The sequence below is a fragment of the Mucilaginibacter sp. UYCu711 genome (genome assembly GCF_050433825.1).
In the GTDB taxonomy this organism is placed as follows: domain Bacteria; phylum Bacteroidota; class Bacteroidia; order Sphingobacteriales; family Sphingobacteriaceae; genus Mucilaginibacter.
Genome location: NZ_JBNPWM010000004.1, coordinates 284,778 through 306,006 on the forward strand (window position 1 = coordinate 284,778; position 21,229 = coordinate 306,006).

Consider the following 21,229-nt stretch of genomic DNA (forward strand, 5'->3'; position numbering starts at 1 on the left):
TAAACTTTCAAAATTAAAATGAAAAAAATTATTCAAAATGCATTTAATAAGGTTGGCTTAAATATAACCCGCCATGTCGCCGATATTAATCAAAAAAAATCTGTCAAAACCGATAGGTTGTCTTACTACGAAACAAGTACCGGCAACTATTATTTACCTACTGACGCGGTTAATGATGAAATTGCGTTAGCAATAAAAGGTAATACTGTTTTTGATGAAAATGTTGTAAACCTAGCTTCGAAATTTATAAAAGCAGGGTCAACAGTGCTTGACGTTGGTTGCAACTTTGGACAAATGAGTATTCTTTATGCTACCATGGTTGGGGAGAATGGACATGTTCATTCATTTGACGCTGATGATTTTGTTTACTCTGTTGCTGTTAAGAATTTTAAAGCTAACAATAAAGACGGGGTTATAGTTCCGCATTTTGGCGCAGTACATGATGTAGATGGCGAGGTTTTATTTTTCCCTGTTCAAGATTTTGAAAAATATCAAACCTATGGTTCGCATGGTGTTGATTACACAGCAAAAAATGGTCGTGAGGTTAAGTCAATAACTATTGATAGCCTAAATATACAAGACCCTATTAGTTTCATGAAAATTGATATTGAAGGTGGAGATCTTAAAGCATTAAAAGGTGCAATAAATACTATAAACAGAAATAGAATGCCAATTTTGTTTGAATATCAATATGTATTTGAAGAGAAATACAATTTATGTTTTCAAGATTACGTAGACTTTGTTAATAGCATTGATTATAAGTTCTCAAAAGTGGTTGATGCCTGCAACTTCTTAATTTTACCCAAATAATTTATTATGTATAAAGAAATTTCTAAATGCCGTATTAGTGGAAGCGAAAACCTGGTTACCGTTCTTTCTTTGGGCGAACAATATTTAACGGGTGTTTTTCCTAAAAGCACAGACGAAGAAGTAAGTAAAGGTCCGTTAGACCTGGTATGGTGCCCAGATAGTGGCCTTCTTCAAATGAAACAATCTTATGATTCAAATGAAATGTATGGCGATAATTATGGCTACCGGTCCGGCCTCAATAATTCGATGGTTAAGCATTTGCAGAATAAAATTAGTTTTCTTGAAAAACTGGTTAAACCTACGGATAGCGATCTGGTTATTGACATTGGAAGTAATGACGCAACATCATTAAAAGCCTATAAATCAAAATGCCGGAAAGTAGGTATTGATCCAACCGGCAGCAAGTTCAAAGAATTTTATACAGACGAAATTACATTACTACCCGATTTTTTTTCGGCTGATGTTTTTAATTCTGTATTTGCAGGTTCAAAAGCAACAATAATTACCTCAATAGCCATGTTTTATGACCTTGAGGACCCCAATCACTTTGTACGGGATATTGAATCGGTATTAGCAGATGATGGTGTATGGCATTTTGAACAAAGCTATATGCCGAGCATGTTACGTACTAACTCATACGATACAATTTGCCACGAGCATTTGGAGTTTTACTCGTTTAGGGTGGTGAAAAATATATTAGAAAACGCAGGTCTACGTGTTATTGATGTGCAGATGAACGCAATTAACGGTGGTAGTTTTGCTGTAACTGCTTGCAAAAGCAATGCTAAATATAAATCAAATGCTCCTATTATTAGTTGGATGCTAAAACAGGAAGACGAAATGGGCTTGGATACCCCAAAGCCATATCGCGATTTTGAGGAGCGTGTTTTTAGGCACAGAAAAAACCTTACTGAATTAATATTAGCCTTGGTTGAGGATGGTAAAACAGTTTTTGGTTATGGCGCCAGTACAAAAGGCAACGTGCTTTTGCAGTTTTGCGGCCTTACCAATAAGCACATACCGTATATAGCTGAAGTTAATGAAGAGAAATTTGGTTGTTTTACACCTGGTACCAATATTCCAATCATTTCAGAAAAAGAAGCCAGGGAAATGAACCCCGATTATTTCTTGGTTTTACCATGGCATTTTAAGAACAGCATATTGGAGCGTGAACAAAAATTTTTAGAAAACGGCGGTAAATTTATTTTCCCACTGCCCGAAATCGAAATTGTGTAACCAATAAATAGTATTAAATGCAGCGTATTGTTTAAGACTAACGCTGTATTTTTATTTAAATGGTACAAACTGAAAAGATAATAGTAATGAAAGCACTCATTTTCGGTAGTAATGGACAGGACGGAAAATTTCTTTCGAATTTGTTGCAAAAACAAAAAATAGAAGTAATAGGGGTATCACGATCAAACGCTACAGTAATTGGAAATGTGGCAGATAATGAATTTGTTAGTTCAATTGTAAAGCTGCATAAACCTGAATATATTTTCCATTTTGCTGCTAACTCTACTACCCGTCACGCAGCTTTATTTGAAAATCACGAAGCAATCAGTACAGGCACAATTAATGTACTTGAAGCGGCAAAATTATATTCGCCACAAAGTAAAATATTTTTATCGGGCAGCGCTATGCAGTTTGAAAATAAGAGCCTGCCTATTGATGAAAAAACACCTTTTGAAGCCAGTAGCGCTTATTCTGTATCGCGTATACACTCGGTATATGCTGGCAGGTATTATAGATCTACTTTCGGCTTACCTGTATATGTAGGCTACTTTTTTAACCATGATAGTCAATTACGATCTGTAGCGCATGTAAATCAAAAAATTGCACATGCGGTTAATCAAGTAGCTTTAGGAAAATCTGAAAAGCTGGAACTGGGGAACATTGATGTGAAAAAAGAATTTAATTACGCGGGCGATGTGGTTGATGCAGTTTGGAAGTTGGTAAATCAAAACGATATTTTTGAGGCAGTAATAGGTAGTGGCGAAGCGTTTAGTATTAAGCAATGGGCCAAGTACTGCTTTGAAAAAATAAATAAAGATTACCAGAAATATGTAACTATATCCGCAAATTTTACTCCCGAATATAGCACGTTGGTAAGCAATCCGGCATTAATAAAAAGTATAGGTTGGGAGCCTAAGGTTAATTTTTATCAATTGGCGGATATAATGATGGAAAATTTATGATAGTTATTTGTGAACTAATATGTAAGGAATTTAGCCACGAAAAAGTAAATAGCGGGTTTATTTATGCATTGAGGTTAGCCTATCCCGATGAACCATTGAGATTTTATGCCGATAGTTCGCACATTAGCGCTATTAAAGCAATATTGGCGCATGATGAAATAATTATTGAAAATATTGAATACATACCTATTAAGTTTAAAGATTCTTCATCCTTAAGTGGTGCAGTAAGATATTATTTTTTGTTAAAAAAAATATTTAACGAATTAAATAATTTAAAAGTAGATAAAATATTTTTTCTTTCTTACAGCCCGCTTATTATTTACCTGATAAAGAAATTAAAGTTACATGTTGAGTATCTGCATCTCAAATTTACAATTGTACTGCACGGCGATTTTGAAAACATTGCTTCCGATAAAGGTGAAGCACATGATCCGGACTTATCAATTCCAAATCTTAATAATGCTATCAGTAGCAGTTATTTGGAAAAAATAAGAAAAATTAAATTAGCAGATTACCCAAGGAAATTTAAGATCGGTGTAAGATTAATAAACTCTAAGTTAAACCGGTTAAAAATTAATCCTTCCAAATGGTTATCTACAAAGGCGATGTTACTTTTTAATCATTCGAATGATTTTAAATATGTAGTGCTATCGCCGCATATTATTAAAAATGCTGCAAAATATATTGATGTAGATAAGTTAAACATCAATTTGGTAATGTTTCCTACAAATTTTGTTAAGGCAACTCCGCAGCCCAAAAATGATTATGTGAGATTTGGAATTTTTGGTTACGGTGATGCTTTAATGTTGCACAACATTGGGCATGAGCTTTCCAAAAAAAATATTAATAAAAAATATGAAATACGTATTATAGGGATGGGCGTAGCGAACTTTCCAAATATTACTTTCCCAAGCCAAGGTAAACCGCTTACCCGTATAGATATGGAAAAATATGCTGAGGATATAGATGTTTTTTTGATTATGTATAATAAAAAAAAATACAGGCTTGGCTGTAGCGGAACAATTATTGAATCATTATCAAATGTTAAACCAATACTGCATTTTGATAATGACTGTATTAACACTTTCAATACTCCTGATGTTCCAATAGGTATTTGTTGTAATAATATTAGCGAATACACAGATAAAATGGCGGATATTATTGAAAATTATGAGGAGTATATTCCTGATTTTGAATTATATAGAAATAATATAATGAAACTACGAGACAAATACGCTATAAAAAACTCGTCAGTCCAATTAAGGAACAGCTTCACATGGTAACTATAAAACAAACTAATATTTTAAAACATTACTTTAGTAAAAAATATGGATTTAGTATATCTGAATCTTTTAATAATAAATTGATAATTCATGCTTTCAAATAAATCTGTATTAATAACCGGTGGAACCGGATCATTAGGGAAAGAGTTAACAAAAACAATTCTTAAAAACTGGCCTGATGTGAAAAGGCTGGTTATTTACTCAAGAGATGAGCAAAAGCAATTCCAAATGGCTCAGGATTATCCTACAAGTGAATACCCGGCCATACGGTATTTTATAGGCGATGTAAGAGATTTGGAACGTTTAAAGCGTGCCTTTATGGGTGTTGACTACGTTATACACGCAGCAGCTATGAAACATGTACACATAGCAGAGTATAATCCTGATGAATGTGTAAAAACTAATATTGGTGGTGCCGAAAATGTAATCAAAGCAGCATTAGAATCGGCAGTTACCAAGGTTGTAGCGTTATCTACAGACAAAGCCTGTGCGCCTATTAATCTTTACGGAGCTACAAAATTAACTTCTGATAAATTGTTTATCGCTGCTAATAATATTAAAGGACATAAAGACATAAAATTTTCGGTTGTTAGATATGGCAATGTTATGGGGTCAAACGGATCGGTGATACCTTTTTTCCTGAAAAAGAAAAAAGAAGGAGTTTTACCTATTACTGATCCAAATATGACTCGTTTTAATATTTCACTTTCAGGCGGTGTAGATATGGTATTACACGCTTTAGAAACAGCTTGGGGAGGTGAACTATTTGTGCCCAAAATTCCATCATATAAAATAATGGATGTTGCAAAAGCAGTAGGCCCTGAATGTGAGTACAAGATTAGTGGCATAAGGCCGGGTGAAAAAATACACGAAGAAATGATTACCAGTTCAGATTCATTTACAACCTATGATTTAGGAAAATATTATGTTATTTTGCCGCAAGTACCAGGTTGGAAATTGGATGATTATATTAAGGAATTTAATGCTAAACTAGTACCTGAAGGGTTTAATTATTCATCTGGAGAAAACGCTGAGTGGGAAACAATTGATAGCCTAAGGGATTTAATTACAGAACATGTTGATCCAACATTCAAGCCTTAATATGAAGAAGTCAATTCCATATGGCCGCCAAAATATCACAGACGAAGATATACAAGCTGTAAATGACGTTTTACGAGGCGATTTTTTAACACAAGGACCCCATATTTTACAATTTGAAACAGAATTTGCCGAGTATATAGGCAGTAAGTATGCAGTTGCGGTAGCTAATGGTACTGCAGCGTTACACTTATCTATAATGGCATTAAATATTAAAGAGCATGATAAAGTAATTACCACACCTATAACTTTTGCCGCATCGGCCAATTGTGTTCGGTATTGTGGTGGCGACGTTGTTTTTGCTGATATAGATCCTGAGACTTATTTGCTAGATATTAATTCAGTTCGCGCGCTGCTTGAAAAATCACCAAAAGGCACATATAAAGGAATAATCCCGGTTGATTTTGCAGGCAGGGGGGTAGACATGGAAGCGTTTAAAGCGCTTGCAGACGAATATAATCTGTGGATCATTGAGGACGCGTGCCATGCGCCTGGTGGTTATGTTACAGACAGTAAGAGTAAAATGCAATTATGCGGTAATGGTAACTTTGCAGAACTTGCCATTTTTTCGTTCCATCCGGTTAAGCATATAGCCTGCGGCGAAGGTGGAATGATCACTACTAACGACGAAGCACTATACAAACGCTTATTGATGCTCCGCACACATGGCATAACAAGAGATCTATCACTATTTAAAAATGACATAAATTTTGCTGCGGGCCAAAGCCAAGCAGAAGGTGCAGATTTTCCTGGCTGGTATATGGAGATGCAGACCCTGGGCTATAACTACAGATTAACAGATTTTCAGGCAGCACTTGGCAACAGCCAATTATCCAGAGCCGAAGATGGCTTGACAAAGAGAAGAGAGATTGCAGCTATTTACAATGCTGCATTTGTCGGAAAATCTTTTTTAAAAGGACAATCAGGTGTTATAGATGGCCACGCCTATCATTTATATATTTTGGAAGTTGATGATAGGTTAGGGTTATATAATTATTTAAAAGAAAATAGAATTTATGCGCAAATACATTATATACCCTGCCATTTAATGCCTTACTATAAACAGTTTGGATGGAAGGAGGGGGATATGCCTGCAGCCGAAAATTATTATAAGCATTGCATTAGTTTACCCATGTACCCCACTCTTACATCTGACGAACAAGAATATGTTATAAGTATGATCAACGCGTTTTACAATGAATAACCTCGCGATTATTCCGGCCAGGGGCGGAAGCAAACGGATACCCCGTAAAAATATTAAAGCTTTTTTAGGTAAGCCTATAATTGCTTATTCCATCAACGCGGCATTAGAAAGTGGCTTGTTTAAGGAAGTAATGGTGTCTACCGATGATGAGGAGATTGCTGATGTAGCGATAAAATATGGTGCTAAGGTTCCTTTTTTACGCAGCAAAGTCAACGCCGGCGATTACTCTACCACCTTTAGCGTGATAACAGAAGTATTGAATAAATATCGGCAGACTGGCTTAATGTTCGATAACGCATGTTGCATCTATCCAACAGCGCCGTTGGTAAATATAGCTCACTTAAAAGAGGGGGTAGCAAAACTCAATAAAAAAAACCTGTCTGCTGTATACCCGGCTGTGCAATTTAGCTACCCAATATGGCGTGGCATTTACATAACCGAGGAAGGAAAATCAAAGATGGTTTGGCCTGAATATTTGCAAACCCGCTCTCAGGACCTTGAACCTGTTTACCACGATGCCGGTCAATGGTATTGGTTTAAGACCACTCATCAAGAGTCATTAACTTCAGATAATTCTGGTATAGTGATATTAAAAGAAGAAGAAGTACAGGATATAGATACAGAATCTGACTGGAAAATAGCCGAACTTAAATACAAGCTTATTTTTGAAAGATAAAGTTTATATACGAGTGGATGCATCGCCTAAAATAGGGTTAGGGCATTTGGTGCGTTGCCTTGCATTGGCCGATATGTTAAAAGATAAATTTAACATATGTTTTGTATGCCTAAGCATTCCTGATGAAGTAATTTCAACATTTCATGCGTCTTTTGCATTAAAAGTGATTGAGAATGAGTCCGATTTTTTCAGTATGATCAGTAAAGATGATATTGTTGTTATAGATGCTTATCATTTTAAATCAGATTACCAATTAACTATAAAAGCAAAAGCGAGATCTTTGGTGGTAATTGATGATTTACACGATAAAGAAATTTTTGCCGATCTGGTTATCAATCACGCGCCAGGGATAAAAATCAAGGATTACCGTTATCAGGGCTATACAAAATTTGCATTAGGACCCGATTACGCTTTATTAAGACCCGAGTTTTTAAATAGTGCATTAAAAAAGAGGGTTATTCTTAAAATAAACACTGTTTTTATATGCTTTGGAGGGTCAGATATCAACAACCTAACCTATACGACATTACTGGAGGTGATTAGATATCAGCAATTTAAAAAAATAATAGTTGTTGTAGGTAGTTCTTATTTATATCATACCAGTTTGGCAAGTATAACAGATTTTCGGGTGCATTTTTACAATGGTGTAAGTGCACAGCGAATGGTCGAAATTATGCACGAAGCGGAGTTGGCGATAGTACCTGCTAGCGGCATATTATTTGAATGCTTGTCAGCAAAAAATATTATAATCACGGGAAAATATATTGATAATCAAACCGTATTTTTAAGAGAGTTTTCAAAATTTAAGAATGTAATGAACTGTGGTGATTTTAGTAGCAGTAAGTTAAAAATAAGCTTAGATATTGCATTAAAAGCGAAATATGAACCAAACACTATAGTAGATGGCAAAAGCGGCAAAAGGATGTTAAAAATTTTCTCTGAATTATAATGAGCAAGGCCTATATTATTACCGGAGCTAATAAAGGTTTAGGTGCAGCTTTAGCGAATCTTGCGTTAAGCCAGGAAGATACTTTGGTAATTTCAATATCAAGAAAAGCAAACAAAGAACAAAGATCTCCCAAGTTTTACCATTTACACACAGATTTTGAGGAACAACAACTTATAGAGCAATTAGGGGCTTTAAAAAAAATCTTATCGATAACCGACCATATTGTATTTATCAGTAACGTAGGTACGATATTACCGATAGCTAAGATAGGAAAATTCGAAGAAAACGATGTTTTAACTCAAATAAAGGTAAATGTTACGTCACCGGTCTTAATTGCCAATTTTATAGTTAAAGAGTTTGCATTGAATATTTTGGATTTTGTAAATATTAGTAGCGGTGCGGCAAATCAAGCAATTGCCAACTGGTCGCTTTATTGCTCTTCTAAAGCTTTTGTAAAAATGTTCTTCAATACTCTGAAACTAGAAAATGGCAACATACGTGTATTTAATATAGACCCCGGGGTTTTAGATACTCAGATGCAGGCTACGATCCGAAATTCAGATTTTCCAGAAAATAAAAATTTTGCAAAGCTTAAAGACGATAATTTACTTAAATCGCCACAAGATGCGGCACGCGACATTTTTAATAATATCAAATGAAAATTGCTGTAATATCCGACATTCATGGAAATAGTTACGCTTTAGCAGAAGTGCTAAAAACCGCTACAAATAATAAAGCAGAACAACTTTTAGTATTAGGAGACATCTGCGGCTATTATTATCATACAGACAAGGTTTGGCAATTAATTACTGAATGGGATTATAAGTTTATTAGAGGTAACCATGAAGAAATTTTATTGCAACTTAAAAATGGTGAAGTAACATTCGAGGAAATCAGGAATAAATATGGAAGCGGCCATAGGCAAGCACTTGATAAAATGACAATAACTGATATTGACTATATAACAACAGCTCCTGTCACTATGGATTTGATTATAGATAATGTTAAAATAAAAATGTGTCACGGTTCACCAATGGATAGTCATCAATATTTATATCCGGACACAAAAAAAGAAATTTTAGAGCAATGCGACGAGGAAGGTTTTGATTTTGTGCTGGTTGGCCACTCTCATTATCCTTTCGCTTATAGAAATAAAAACAGCATTTTAATAAATGTTGGTTCAGTTGGGCAGTCAAGATATGCCGGAGGAATTGCATCTTGGGCAATAATTGATACTAAAAATAAATCTTTTGAAATCAAGAATACAGTCTATAACACCAGCGAGCTAATTAAAGAAATTGAATTAATTGATCCTGATATTGATTATCTTCGGTCGATTTTAGTGAGAAGTAAAAGTTAAGTGATGTATAACATATTAGTAACAGGTTGCGGCGGAGATATTGGGCAAAGTATTGGAAAAATACTAAAGAGCAATTTGTTGTTTAAAAATGTGGTTGGTGCGGACATGAATTTGGATCATGCTGGTATTTTCATTTTCGATACTTGTATACAATTGCCGGTTTGTCGGTCTACGATTTATTTAGAAAAACTTAAAGAAGCTGTAGAAAAATTCGAGATCGATATTATACTGCCAATTTCTGAGCCTGAACTTCGTTTTTTTGCAGAGAAGCGCATAGAAAAGGAAATTTTTGGAAAGGTTTTAATAACTGCCAATATACACGCTATGAATATTGGATTTGATAAATTATCTACTGTAAACTTCCTTAAAGAATCAGAACTCCCATACCCGCAAACAACAATTGTTGCAAAACTAAATGAACCCCAATTGCCCTTAATTTTAAAAAGCAGAAATGGATCAGGCAGTAAGTCTATATTTGTGGTAGAAGACGCTGAAGCATTTAACTTTTATAAAGGCAGGTACCCGGAATTTATTGCTCAAGAATTAGTGGGAAGTATTGATGAAGAATATACCTGCGGACTATTTAGAGACAGAAATAATAGTGTTAGACAACTTATATACAGACGAAAGTTAACTGGTGGTTTTTCTGGATTTGGCACAGTGGTGCAAAATAATGATATTGAAAAAGTATTATATAAAATTGCAGATAAAATAAATTTAAAAGGCAGTATTAATGTACAATTAAGACTAACGAACAAAGGGCCATGTGTATTTGAAATTAACCCGCGTTTTTCAAGCACTGTTATGTTTAGGCATATAATGGGCTTCCAGGATTTAATTTGGAGTATACTTGACAGGTTAGATCAAAATATACCTGATTATACTCCGCCGGAAAACGGGAAAAATTTTTACAAAGGATTTAATGAATATGTTGATTAAGGAAATAAAAATTGAAAGCTTTACAATTAGCGAAGACCATAAGCCATTTATAATTGCAGAAATGAGCGGAAACCATAACCACTCATTAGAGCGTGCCCTACAAATTGTAGATGCAGCACATGCGGCAGGAGCACATGCTATTAAACTACAAACCTATACTGCAGATACAATTACTGTAAAGGGGGCACATACTATACAAGATGAAAATTCGCTTTGGAAGGGCCGTGAGTTGCATGATTTGTATAGCCAGGCATATACACCGTGGGAATGGCATAAACCTATATTTGATCACGCACGCTCAAAAGGTATGATAGCTTTTAGCTCACCTTTTGATACAACTGCGGTAGATTTTCTTGAAAGCTTAGATGTACCGGCTTATAAAATTGCATCATTTGAAAATACAGATTGGATACTTTTAAAAAAAGTTGCCAAAACCGGTAAGCCGGTAATAATTTCTACCGGAGCGTCTAATATTTCAGATATAGATGAATCAATAAGGCTACTGCGAGACCATGGCTGCACTGATCTAATCATACTAAAATGTACAAGCACTTATCCTGCAACCCCTGAAAATACAAATTTAAGAACCATCCCTCATTTAAAAGATCTTTTTAATTGCCATGTTGGCTTGTCAGACCATACTATGGGCATTGGTGCATCTGTGGCGGCGGTGGCTTTAGGGGCACGCGTAATTGAAAAACATTTTACTTTAAGCAGGGCTGAGGGCGGTGTTGATTCTACATTTTCCCTGGAACCTCACGAATTGGAAGCGTTGGTTGTTGAATGTGAAAGAGCATTTTATGCGTTGGGGCATATTCAATACGGTATTCAAACATCAGAGGTAAAAAGTTTAAACTATAAACGATCATTATATATTATTAAAGATGTTAAGGAAGGAGAAGTTTTTACAGAAGAAAATCTGGCCTCAAAACGCCCATCGTTTGGTTTACATACAAAATTTTTCGACCAGGTATTGGGGCGAAAAGCAAAAGTGGAAATAAAACAAGGGACTCCTTTATCATGGAATATAATTGCTTAGTATATCTAACCTTGCTATAATACCGGCCAGGGGGGCAGCAAACCTATACCACGTATAAATATTAAAGCTTTTAATGGTAAACCCGTTATTGTATGTTCAATAGACATTGCATTAAGAGTGTTTTATTTGATGAAATAACGGGTTCAACAGATATCAATTAGCAGGATAAAATTAGTATTGTTTGGCTTGAATATGTAGATGCCAGATCAAGATCGTACCCTTGTTTATCATGACACCGGCCAATGGTTTTGGCTTACAATAAATAGGATAGATCGATCATTATTTACTGAAAATACCGAATATATTATATTAGACGAAACCGAAGTCCAAGATATTGACACATTATCAGATTGGCAAATTGCAGAATTAAATTATCAACTAATTAACAAATACTGAGCTTATGATTTCCCTAAATTCCATTAAGTTTTATTTAAATAAATATTTAAGTGAAAAACCATTAGCTGAAGTTGTTTTTAATTAATATTTACATACGTCTATCTAAATATCTCAATAATAAATTGTTCAAAATTTCATTAATGTCCTCAATTTCTACTTTTTTTAAATTATATAAATCAGAACAACTAACTGATATAAAAAAATGGTTTGTAAAATCGCTAGCATTTTTTAAGGCAAATACTGTAAAGGAAAATGCAGATGGGATTTTACTGGTACAAATGGTTAAAACCTATGATTATACAATAAAACTTGCTGCTGCAAGTAAGACCATTGCCGAAAAAAACAACTTGTTTGTTAATTTGTACAAAGTTGATGTTAACTGGACATGGGAAACACAAAAATTATATTTAATTTTTGAATCATTAGGTATAAATATACTCAAAAAGATTTATTTGTCTTTTGGAAATGAAGTTGTTTTTAATAATGATGAGAAGTATAAAGATCAGAAGATTATAAAACAGCAATTGAACAAAATAAAAGCACAACTTGGGCCAAATGATAGAGAAAAACTTTTATTATTAAAATTTGACGATATTTTAGTTGGCGATTTAATTTACGATAGTTATTTGCGTTTTTTTCATAAACCTACGATTGCCGAAATTAATGAAAACGTTTTCTATACAATAGAGTTGGCATTAAATTTATTTTATAACTTCTCTAATTTTATACAGAATAATAAAATTAAGTGTCTTTTGAATACTTATGTTTCTTATATTCAACATGGTATACCCGCACGCATTTGTATGTATAATAATATAGATGTATATACAATTGGCTCTACATCATATGTTATTCAAAAATTAACAAATCTTTTTCCTTATCATCAAATAGATCATACACTTTTTTCATCATCAAAACTGCTTGATGAAACTCGAATAGATCAGGCAAAAAGCCGGTTAGAATCGAGGTTTAGCGGCACAATTGATGCGGCAACAAGTTATATGCGAAGCTCCGCATATACAGGCGGCAAGCTTAGTAAAGAACTTACGGACAAATTCAAATATAGAAAACGAAATATTGTATTATATGTTCATGATTTTTATGATTCGCCCCACATAAACCGGATGTTACAATTTCCTGATTTGTATGAGTTTTTAAGACAAACTTTAAATGCACTTACAGATTTAAAGGATACGAGTGTATTTATAAAAACCCATCCAAATGGTGTTGAAGGTGCTAAAGACGTAGCTATTGAACTTATAAATAGCTTTAACAGTCCTCATTTTTATATTTTAGATGAATCTGTTTCGAATTTAAATATTGTTGAACTAAGGCCTGACCTAATAGGTACAGCACGAGGTACAATTGGTGTAGAAATGGCCTATTTTGGAATACCTGTAGTCGCTTTGTACGATAATATATATGCGAATTTTAATTTTGTACACACCTGTTTAACAACAGAAGAGTACTTTTTAATTTTAAAGGGTATTAAAGCCCCTGAAATTGATTATGACCAAAAAAACATATTCAGTTTTTATTACCAAGCTTTTTTGGAAAAAATAGCTGATAAAGACGGTGATATTTTTACTATTTTCGCATCATTCAAGGGTAACTTATTTAGCGACGATTTTTTGAATCACATTTATCAATCGGAGTATATTAATTATAGAGATGATTTTGTTAATTACTATTCGAAGGCATTGTAGGGTTAATCTTGAAGCATGGTATTATCCGGTTTGTTATTAATATAATTAATATAGCTATCCTTTCTTTTAGAAGGAATTATAGTAAAATTAAATTAAATTTATGTACTTAAAAAGATATATAGTTAAAGCAGGAAGCTTTTTTTTGCCAACATCTATTAAACAATTGATACGGAATAAGTATTCCTATTCAATTACATCTTACTCCCAAGAAGGCGAGGATTTGATTTTACAGCGTATTTTTAATTATAAAAATGAGGGGTTTTTTATTGATGTCGGAGCTCACCACCCAACAAGATTTTCTAATACATATCTTTTCTATCTTAAGGGTTGGAGAGGAATTAATATAGATGCAATGCCTGGTAGTATGAATTCTTTTGAAAAAATACGCCCTATGGATATTAATATTGAATGTCCGGTTTCTGATAAAGAAGAAGAATTAAAATATTATATTTTTAACGAATCGGCATTAAATACATTTTCTGAAGAAGAAGCCAAAAAAAAAAATAATGTTGATGGGTATTATATAATCGAGGAAAAAAAGCTTAAAGCGAAACCATTACATAATATTCTATCCAATCATTTAAGTGACAAACAAGAGGTTGATTTTTTATCAATTGACGTAGAAGGATTAGACTTTCAAGTCTTAAAATCGATTGATTGGGACAAAGTAAAACCAAAGGTAATATTAGCCGAAGATTTAAGTAACGATTTGGAAGCTATATTTGAAAGCGGTGCTGTGAGAAAATATCTAAAAAGCAAGGGGTATAAAATTTTTGCTAAAACAGTTAATACTGTATTTTACAAACTGGAAGATTAATGAGCTTATTAGCCCCTATAGTTTTATTTGTGTATAACCGCCCTGCTAAAACACAAATAGCACTAAACACACTTGCAGCTAACCCCGAAGCAAAGCAAAGCATACTATATATATACTGTGATGGTGAAAAAGCTGGTGCAAGCAATGAAACTCTTGAAAAAATAAAGGAAACCAGGATAATTGCCAAAAACGAAAATCGGTTTAAAGAAGTTAAGGTGATTGAACAAGCACATAACAAAGGCTTATCCAATTCAATTATAACAGCTGTAACAGAAATTTGTAATAAATATGGTTCGATTATAGTTTTGGAAGACGATATTGTAACTGCCCCATTCTTTTTGTGTTACATGAATGAGGCGCTTCAACTATATAAGGACGTAGACAACGTAGGTTGTATTAGCGGATATTGGTACCCAATAAAGAAAAAATTACCAGAAATTTTTTTTTTAAGGAATTTTTCCTGTTGGGGTTGGGCAACATGGTCAAGAGCATGGAATATCTTTGAAGAAGATGGATGTAAAATACTGTTAGATCTAAAAGAAAAAAAGCTTACAAAACAGTTTGATTTAGACGGCTCCATAAAATATACACAAATGCTCAAGGACCAAATTTCAGGTAAAAATAATTCATGGGCAATTAGATGGGATGCTATAAATTTCGTTAACAAAAGATTGTGTATATATCCTAATGTTAGCCTCGTGAAAAATATAGGTTTCGACGGAAACGGAACGCACTCTACTAAAACTAATTATTATGATGCTCACTTGGCCGACAAACCAATAATCATGCAACAGACGCCTGCTGTTGAAAGCATTGATGCTCGTAATGAACTTATTCAATTTTATAAAAAACTAAATAGAAATATTTTTTTTAAACGGCTATTTAGTTTTTTAACTTTAAAACTTTATTAAAAATATCAATTTCATGAGACAAATATTAAAAAGAATTCTTTTTTTGCGCAACATCGTTAGTTTTTTTCGACGGCTTAAGTTTGCAACTTCTTATTATAACGATAAATATATATTGATTTTCAATTGGCTTTTTAGTTCTAATGAAAACACGAATTTTACCTTTAACCTAACTAAAACAAATTTAGAATATCTTGCTAATTTTATAAGCGTTATTACAAAAAAATCGTATGATGAGTGTTTTAATGTTTTAATGGAACCTCAGGCAGATGCAGAATTAATTGATTATGTATTGAAAAAGATTGAAAATCTTCCTTATGAAGAAAAACGTGTAGCGGATAAGAAAGTCGAATTCGGTAAGAGACTCGGTTGGTATGCATTTGTCAGAATATTAAAACCTGAGGTTATTGTTGAAACGGGTGTTGACAAGGGATTAGGATCTGTGTTGCTATGTAGTGCCCTCAAAAAAAATAGTGAGGAAGGTTTTCCGGGACGGTTTTATGGGACCGATCTTCGTCCAGAAGCGGGGTATTTACTTGATGGTATTTATAAAAACTTTGGCGAAATCATATATGGAGATTCCATTGAGAGTTTAAAAAAAATGGACTTTAATATTGATATTTTTATAAATGACAGTGATCATTCAGCAGATTATGAAGCGAGAGAATATGAGACAATAAAAGAGAAAATCTCTGAAAAGTCCATCATATTAGGTGATAACTCACATGTTACTAGTAAATTATCTGATTTTTCAATTAAGCAAAAAAGGAATTTTCTCTTTTTTGATGAAAAGCCGGAAGAGCATTGGTATCCGGGAGGAGGAATTGGTGTTTCGTTTTAGAAGGATTATCGTGCTAAGTAAAATTTCATGAGACATTATTGTGCGGTTTTCGATAAAAATTATCTATTTCAGGGGGTTACAGTTTTCAGGTCTCTTAAATTTTCCTCAAAAGAATTTAAGTTTTATCCATTATGTATGGATGACGAATCATATGATTTATTAACAAAAATGAATTTACCGGGCATGGTGCCGGTAAAATTGGATGATATTATGACTGATGAGTTGGTTGCAGTACAAAACCGTACAACTAAAGGACAGTTTTGCTGGGTTTGCCAACCTATAATTTGCCATTATATAATAGATAAATTTGATGCCGAAATTGTAATATATCTGGAAGCCGATTCCCTGTTTTTTTCAGACCCCGAAGCTATATTAGAAGAATTAGGTAATGATTCTATTTCACTAGTGCCACATAATTTTACGCCCGAGTTTGATAATACGGCCGTTGCTGGCGAAAATTGTGTGCAATTTAATGCATTTAGAAATGACGAAAGATCACGCCAGGTTTTAAATTATTGGAAACAAAATTGCTTTACTTACTCACGAGATCGGTTAGAATATTACCCCGGACAAACTTGTTTAAATGAATGGCCTAAATTGTTTAAAGGTGTAAAAAGCATCACCAATATTGGCGCCGGTGTAGCACCCTGGAATGTTTCCAGTTATAATGTTACCAACAAAAAAGGGCAGGTGTGTGTTAATGATACTCCGGTAATTTTTTATCATTATCACCAATATGGGCGCTACGCGGACGGAACGCATGAATTGGGAAGTTATCCATATTCAAAAGAAACTATTAAATTTATATACGGTAAATATGTTAACGAGTTAAAAGAGACTGTTGATTTGGTACACAAAACAGATCCAGGATTTAACTTTGTGCGTGTATATCCAAAAAATACTTCGTTAAAAGCCCTTTTATCATCTAATATTAAAGTGGTATTTAATGCTTATTTGACTGTTATAAAGCGTAAAATTAGGAATAGATATAATGTTTTTTCTACACCTTTTTTCGATAATATATAATTATGTTTTTAAAAAAAATCATAAAAAAATTAATTTGGATCGGCCTGCAATTATTGTGTCTTGATTATTTAATTTGGTTTTTTTCTAAAGTCCTGTATTTTCTGTCGAAACTGCTTTTTATAAAAGAGTGGCAATATAATCCTGATGTCCCTATGTTTTTTAAGCACCAGATAAATTATACTAATTGGCGCTTTGATCCGTCACAGTGGAGCTTTACATTAAGAGGTACTTACGCACGTGAGCTTATGCAACCAGGCGCCAAGGTATTGGATCTATGTTGTGGTGACGGGGCATACAGTTTTCTTTTTTTTGCAGATGTAGCAATGCATATAGACGCTGTAGATTATGATGATGACGCTATTAATTACGCAAAAAGGTTTTTTAAGCGGGATAATATAAATTTTCAAAAAGTTAATGTCATTACAGAACCGTTACCAGCAACTGATTATGATGTTGTTGTTTGGAATGCGGGTATATGTTACTTCACAATTAATGATATTCATGAAATTATTAAAAAATTAGTTGGCTCAAGTAAAAACAATATGTCAATTTGTGGTATGCTGCCAAAAGCTAATGGACATATTGATCATAAAACCGAATTTGAAACCATCGAAGAGGTTAAAATGGTTTTTGAACCTTACTTTAATGAAATTAATATTAAAGCAGTTGTAGAAGGAAATAATGTTAATATTGTAACATTTTATTTTAACGCAACAAAGCCACAAATATTTAATAATAATAACGTATACATATGAAAAATGCTACAATAGCAAAAAGAGATGAATTTCTTGTATTTGCACTACCATTGATAGAGGATGATGAGATTGAAGAGGTAGTAAAAACGTTAAAATCGGGCTGGTTAGGGTCCGGGCCAAAAGTTGCTCAATTTGAAGAAGACTTTAAGCAATATAAAGATGCCGATTATGCTGTAGCGTTAAGTTCTTGTACTGCGGCCCTTCACCTAAGTTTAATTGCAGCAGGTATTACCGCAGGCGATGAAGTTATTACTACACCTCTTACATTTTGCGCTACAGTTAACGCAATTATACATGCAGGCGGTACACCGGTATTGGCAGATATTGATCCGCATACCTTAAATATAGATCCTAAAGAGATATTGAAAAAAGTTACCTCCAAAACAAAAGCTATTATACCTGTACACTTTGCGGGCAGGGCTTGCGAAATGGATGAAATTATGGATATTGCCAAACAGCATAAACTTATTGTAATTGAAGATTGCGCACATGCTATTGAAACCGAATACAAAAACCAAAAAGCCGGTAACATAGGCGATTTTGGTTGCTTTAGCTTTTATGTTACCAAAAATATAGTAACAGGTGAGGGCGGTATGGTTTTAACACCTAACAAAGATTACGCATCGCGCATAAAGACCTTGGGCTTACATGGCATGACCAAAGATGCCTGGAAGCGTTTTGGCGATGATGGTTACAAGCACTATCAAGTTGTTGAGTGTGGCTTTAAATACAACATGATGGATTTGCAGGCAAGTATAGGCATCCACCAGTTAAAAAAGGTAGATAAATATTGGGACAGGAGAGAAGAGATTTGGTTTAGATACTTAGAGGAATTAAAAAACTTGCCTATAACTTTGCCTATGGCTACTGCCAATGACACCAAACACGGCTATCATTTATTTACTGTTTTGTTAGAGAAAGAAAAATGCGGTTATAGTCGTGATGAATTTATTGAAGAATTAAAAAATTATAATATTGGTATTGGTGTGCATTACATGAGTATACCCGAGCATCCTTACTACCAGGATACATTTGGCTGGAAACCGGAAAGTACTCCCCACGCAATGAATGCGGGGCGAAATATTTTAAGTTTACCACTATCGGCCAAATTAACAGATCAAGATGTGAGCGATGTAATCAATGCTATTAGAAGTATTTTAGATCATGCGTAAACTTATCAGATCAATATTTCATTTTTTAGGTGCAGAAATTACACATTATAATCCCGAAAAAACATATGAGGCTTACTTTGTAAAATCATTAGCCGCACACGATATAACCGTGGTATTTGATATTGGCGCTAATATTGGCCAATTTGGTAAACACCTTAGAGACAATGGGTATAAGGGTAAGTTAGTGTCTTTTGAACCACTATCTGCAGCATATAAACAACTGCTTAATTTAAGTAAAAACGATCCGGACTGGGTAGTTGCACCCAAGATGGCTATTGGTAGCGAAGATGGCGAAGTTGATATTCAAATTTCAGGAAACTCACAAAGCAGCTCGATACTTAATATGCTTGATATACACAAAAAAGCAGAACCAACTTCAGTATATGTAGGCATTGAAAAGGCAGCCCTTAAAAAATTAGATAGCGTTGCCCCTGAATATTTAGGCAATAATGATGTGCTTTTTCTTAAAATTGATACCCAGGGATATGAAGAAATGGTATTAAACGGCGCTTTAGCAATAATGCCTAAAGTAAAGGGCATGCAACTTGAAATATCTTTGGTGCCTTTGTATGAAGGGCAATTGCTTTATGAAGAAATGCTTGCCAAGATTAAAAATTTTGGATTTGAATTGTGGAGTATTACGCCTGTATTTTATGATATTAAAAATGGTAAGCAGCTTCAGATAGACGCCACATTTTACCGCAAATAGTTAGTTGTTTATTAATATAACTAATGTTAAATGAATGTTAACTAATTTAAACTTAGCTAAACCATACGTATTATCACTCAGTAAATCGCAAAAACTTGACTATGGTTTTGTTTCAGGTTTATTTTGCATAGCTGTATTTTTTTTGGTTAATCCATTTCTTGCAATTTTTATTATTGCAATTGTATCCTTGTATACTGATATACCAAAATGGCCATATATTATATCTGCATCACTATCATTTGCTTTATTTTTTTATAGCAGGGAGTATGGTGTTGTTTGGGCTGCAAGTTCTGATGATATTCCAAATTACCTTATCTATTTTCATTCGGACGATTATCTTAGTATAAATGATATTTTTTTAAGGTTTTTCTCGTTTCCATCAGGTACTGAACCTTTATGGCACTTGCTGTGCTGGCTATTAATAAATTTGTTTAATGCTGGTAGTAATGATTTTCTTTTTTCTTACTATTTGATATTGTTTGTATGCCTCTTTACGGGGTTCAGGTATTTATCAGAAAAGTATTTTGCTTTGTTCGTAATTATTTTTTTCTTTCTTACACCTGCTTCAATAGACGGTTTATTTCATATATGGCGGCAAGAACTGGCCCTTTTGATCTATTTAATTGGAATAGGAGTAGCCATGGTAAAGAGAAAAAAAATTGGCTTTATTTTGATTTACATTACACCATTATTCCACCTATCATTTATCTTTTTTGTATTCCTGTTTTTTTGTTTTAACTTTTATAAAAACAAGAAAATTACTAACACTAAGTTTAAATATTTCATTTTTTTAATGAGTGTCTCGGCATTGGTTTCGTTATTCTATTTTACCGGCATTACTATACTTGAATCTACCGGCGTAAGTGCAATAACTGGTTATTTTGAAGGAACAACAGAGAGTAAAATAAGGGTGTTTATAGTTGTTATTGTTAACGCTGCAATCTTACTTTATTCATTCTTTAAATTAAACACAGATGACCTTAATAAATTCTTCTTAGTATTGTTTTTTCCGATATTGGGTATCATGTTTGTTTTTCCAGGTTCGGATTCAATTTATCAAAGGTTATATGTTGCAATTTTGCCAATTTTAGGAATTTATCTTTTTAGATGCTATTTACTCAATTATCCATCCAAATATATGGGGCTTTTAATGTTGGTTATATTTCTGTCGGGAAGCGTAAGGTTATACTTTGCTTACATAACTAAATTAAGTTGTACCCAGTTTTTAGCTCATGGACATTTTTTTGATCCCAGCATGGGAATGATCAAGCTTTTAATTAATTTATGATGACTACTAATTTCGTTACTATATAAGTATGCTGTTTATCAATAAAGATTAATCT

General features: G+C 33.6%; 21 protein-coding genes. All 21 read left to right on the top strand.

Going from position 1 to position 21,229, the window contains the following annotated elements; all coding sequences use genetic code 11:
- Window positions 1-18: 18 nt before the first annotated feature.
- The 21 genes from ABIB50_RS10720 (at window position 19) to ABIB50_RS10820 (ending at window position 21,174) form a co-directional block, all read left to right on the top strand.
- Window positions 19-810: an FkbM family methyltransferase gene (locus ABIB50_RS10720; protein WP_429379708.1), complete on the top strand. Its 792-nt coding sequence runs from the start codon at window positions 19-21 to the stop codon at window positions 808-810.
- A gap of 6 nt (window positions 811-816) precedes the next feature.
- Window positions 817-2,046, top strand: a complete 1,230-nt coding sequence (locus ABIB50_RS10725; RefSeq protein WP_429379709.1) for a class I SAM-dependent methyltransferase — start codon at window positions 817-819, stop codon at window positions 2,044-2,046.
- An 86-nt stretch (window positions 2,047-2,132) separates the two neighbouring features.
- Window positions 2,133-3,008, top strand: a complete 876-nt coding sequence (locus tag ABIB50_RS10730; protein ID WP_429379710.1) for a GDP-mannose 4,6-dehydratase — start codon at window positions 2,133-2,135, stop codon at window positions 3,006-3,008.
- Window positions 3,005-4,291 (top strand): hypothetical protein, encoded by a 1,287-nt coding sequence (locus tag ABIB50_RS10735; protein ID WP_429379711.1) that lies wholly within the window; start codon window positions 3,005-3,007, stop codon window positions 4,289-4,291. The genes ABIB50_RS10730 and ABIB50_RS10735 overlap by 4 nt, the downstream gene beginning before the upstream one ends.
- A 90-nt stretch (window positions 4,292-4,381) precedes the next feature.
- Window positions 4,382-5,392, top strand: a complete 1,011-nt coding sequence (pseB, locus tag ABIB50_RS10740) for a UDP-N-acetylglucosamine 4,6-dehydratase (inverting) (protein WP_429379712.1) — start codon at window positions 4,382-4,384, stop codon at window positions 5,390-5,392.
- A gap of 1 nt (window position 5,393) precedes the next feature.
- Window positions 5,394-6,593: a UDP-4-amino-4,6-dideoxy-N-acetyl-beta-L-altrosamine transaminase gene (gene pseC, locus ABIB50_RS10745; protein ID WP_429379713.1), complete on the top strand. Its 1,200-nt coding sequence runs from the start codon at window positions 5,394-5,396 to the stop codon at window positions 6,591-6,593.
- Window positions 6,586-7,269 (top strand): pseudaminic acid cytidylyltransferase, encoded by a 684-nt coding sequence (gene pseF, locus ABIB50_RS10750; protein ID WP_429379714.1) that lies wholly within the window; start codon window positions 6,586-6,588, stop codon window positions 7,267-7,269. The genes pseC and pseF overlap by 8 nt, the downstream gene beginning before the upstream one ends.
- A complete protein-coding gene (gene pseG / locus ABIB50_RS10755) occupies window positions 7,259-8,218 on the top strand; it encodes a UDP-2,4-diacetamido-2,4,6-trideoxy-beta-L-altropyranose hydrolase (protein WP_429379715.1) in 960 nt (319 codons plus the stop codon). The genes pseF and pseG overlap by 11 nt, the downstream gene beginning before the upstream one ends.
- Window positions 8,218-8,877, top strand: a complete 660-nt coding sequence (locus tag ABIB50_RS10760) for an SDR family NAD(P)-dependent oxidoreductase (protein WP_429379716.1) — start codon at window positions 8,218-8,220, stop codon at window positions 8,875-8,877. Before pseG ends, ABIB50_RS10760 begins: the two co-directional genes overlap by 1 nt.
- Entirely contained in the window at window positions 8,874-9,578 is a 705-nt protein-coding gene (locus ABIB50_RS10765) for a metallophosphoesterase family protein (protein ID WP_429379717.1), read from the top strand. Before ABIB50_RS10760 ends, ABIB50_RS10765 begins: the two co-directional genes overlap by 4 nt.
- Before the next feature lie 3 nt (window positions 9,579-9,581).
- The gene (locus tag ABIB50_RS10770; protein ID WP_429379718.1) at window positions 9,582-10,517 is read left to right on the top strand and encodes an ATP-grasp domain-containing protein; all 936 of its coding nucleotides are present in this window, start codon (window positions 9,582-9,584) and stop codon (window positions 10,515-10,517) included.
- Entirely contained in the window at window positions 10,510-11,556 is a 1,047-nt protein-coding gene (gene pseI, locus ABIB50_RS10775; RefSeq protein ID WP_429379719.1) for a pseudaminic acid synthase, read from the top strand. The genes ABIB50_RS10770 and pseI overlap by 8 nt, the downstream gene beginning before the upstream one ends.
- Before the next feature lie 536 nt (window positions 11,557-12,092).
- Window positions 12,093-13,658 carry a hypothetical protein gene (locus ABIB50_RS10780; protein WP_429379720.1) on the top strand — a complete coding sequence of 522 codons (1,566 nt, stop codon included), beginning with the start codon at window positions 12,093-12,095 and terminating at the stop codon, window positions 13,656-13,658.
- Between the two features lie 100 nt (window positions 13,659-13,758).
- On the top strand, window positions 13,759-14,475 hold the full coding sequence (locus tag ABIB50_RS10785; protein ID WP_429379721.1) for an FkbM family methyltransferase: 717 nt from the start codon (window positions 13,759-13,761) through the stop codon (window positions 14,473-14,475).
- Window positions 14,475-15,386 carry a hypothetical protein gene (locus ABIB50_RS10790; protein WP_429379722.1) on the top strand — a complete coding sequence of 304 codons (912 nt, stop codon included), beginning with the start codon at window positions 14,475-14,477 and terminating at the stop codon, window positions 15,384-15,386. Before ABIB50_RS10785 ends, ABIB50_RS10790 begins: the two co-directional genes overlap by 1 nt.
- 13 nt (window positions 15,387-15,399) lie before the next feature.
- The gene (locus ABIB50_RS10795) at window positions 15,400-16,224 is read left to right on the top strand and encodes a class I SAM-dependent methyltransferase (protein WP_429379723.1); all 825 of its coding nucleotides are present in this window, start codon (window positions 15,400-15,402) and stop codon (window positions 16,222-16,224) included.
- Between the two features lie 135 nt (window positions 16,225-16,359).
- Window positions 16,360-17,250 (top strand): hypothetical protein, encoded by an 891-nt coding sequence (locus ABIB50_RS10800; protein WP_429379724.1) that lies wholly within the window; start codon window positions 16,360-16,362, stop codon window positions 17,248-17,250.
- 2 nt (window positions 17,251-17,252) lie between these two features.
- Window positions 17,253-18,005: a class I SAM-dependent methyltransferase gene (locus ABIB50_RS10805; protein ID WP_429379725.1), complete on the top strand. Its 753-nt coding sequence runs from the start codon at window positions 17,253-17,255 to the stop codon at window positions 18,003-18,005.
- Window positions 18,002-19,177 carry a DegT/DnrJ/EryC1/StrS family aminotransferase gene (locus tag ABIB50_RS10810; RefSeq protein ID WP_429379726.1) on the top strand — a complete coding sequence of 392 codons (1,176 nt, stop codon included), beginning with the start codon at window positions 18,002-18,004 and terminating at the stop codon, window positions 19,175-19,177. The genes ABIB50_RS10805 and ABIB50_RS10810 overlap by 4 nt, the downstream gene beginning before the upstream one ends.
- Window positions 19,170-19,886: an FkbM family methyltransferase gene (locus tag ABIB50_RS10815; RefSeq protein WP_429379727.1), complete on the top strand. Its 717-nt coding sequence runs from the start codon at window positions 19,170-19,172 to the stop codon at window positions 19,884-19,886. The genes ABIB50_RS10810 and ABIB50_RS10815 overlap by 8 nt, the downstream gene beginning before the upstream one ends.
- 34 nt (window positions 19,887-19,920) lie before the next feature.
- Window positions 19,921-21,174, top strand: coding sequence for an EpsG family protein (locus ABIB50_RS10820; protein ID WP_429379728.1), 1,254 nt, complete (start codon window positions 19,921-19,923; stop codon window positions 21,172-21,174).
- The last annotated feature ends 55 nt before the right edge of the window (window positions 21,175-21,229 follow it).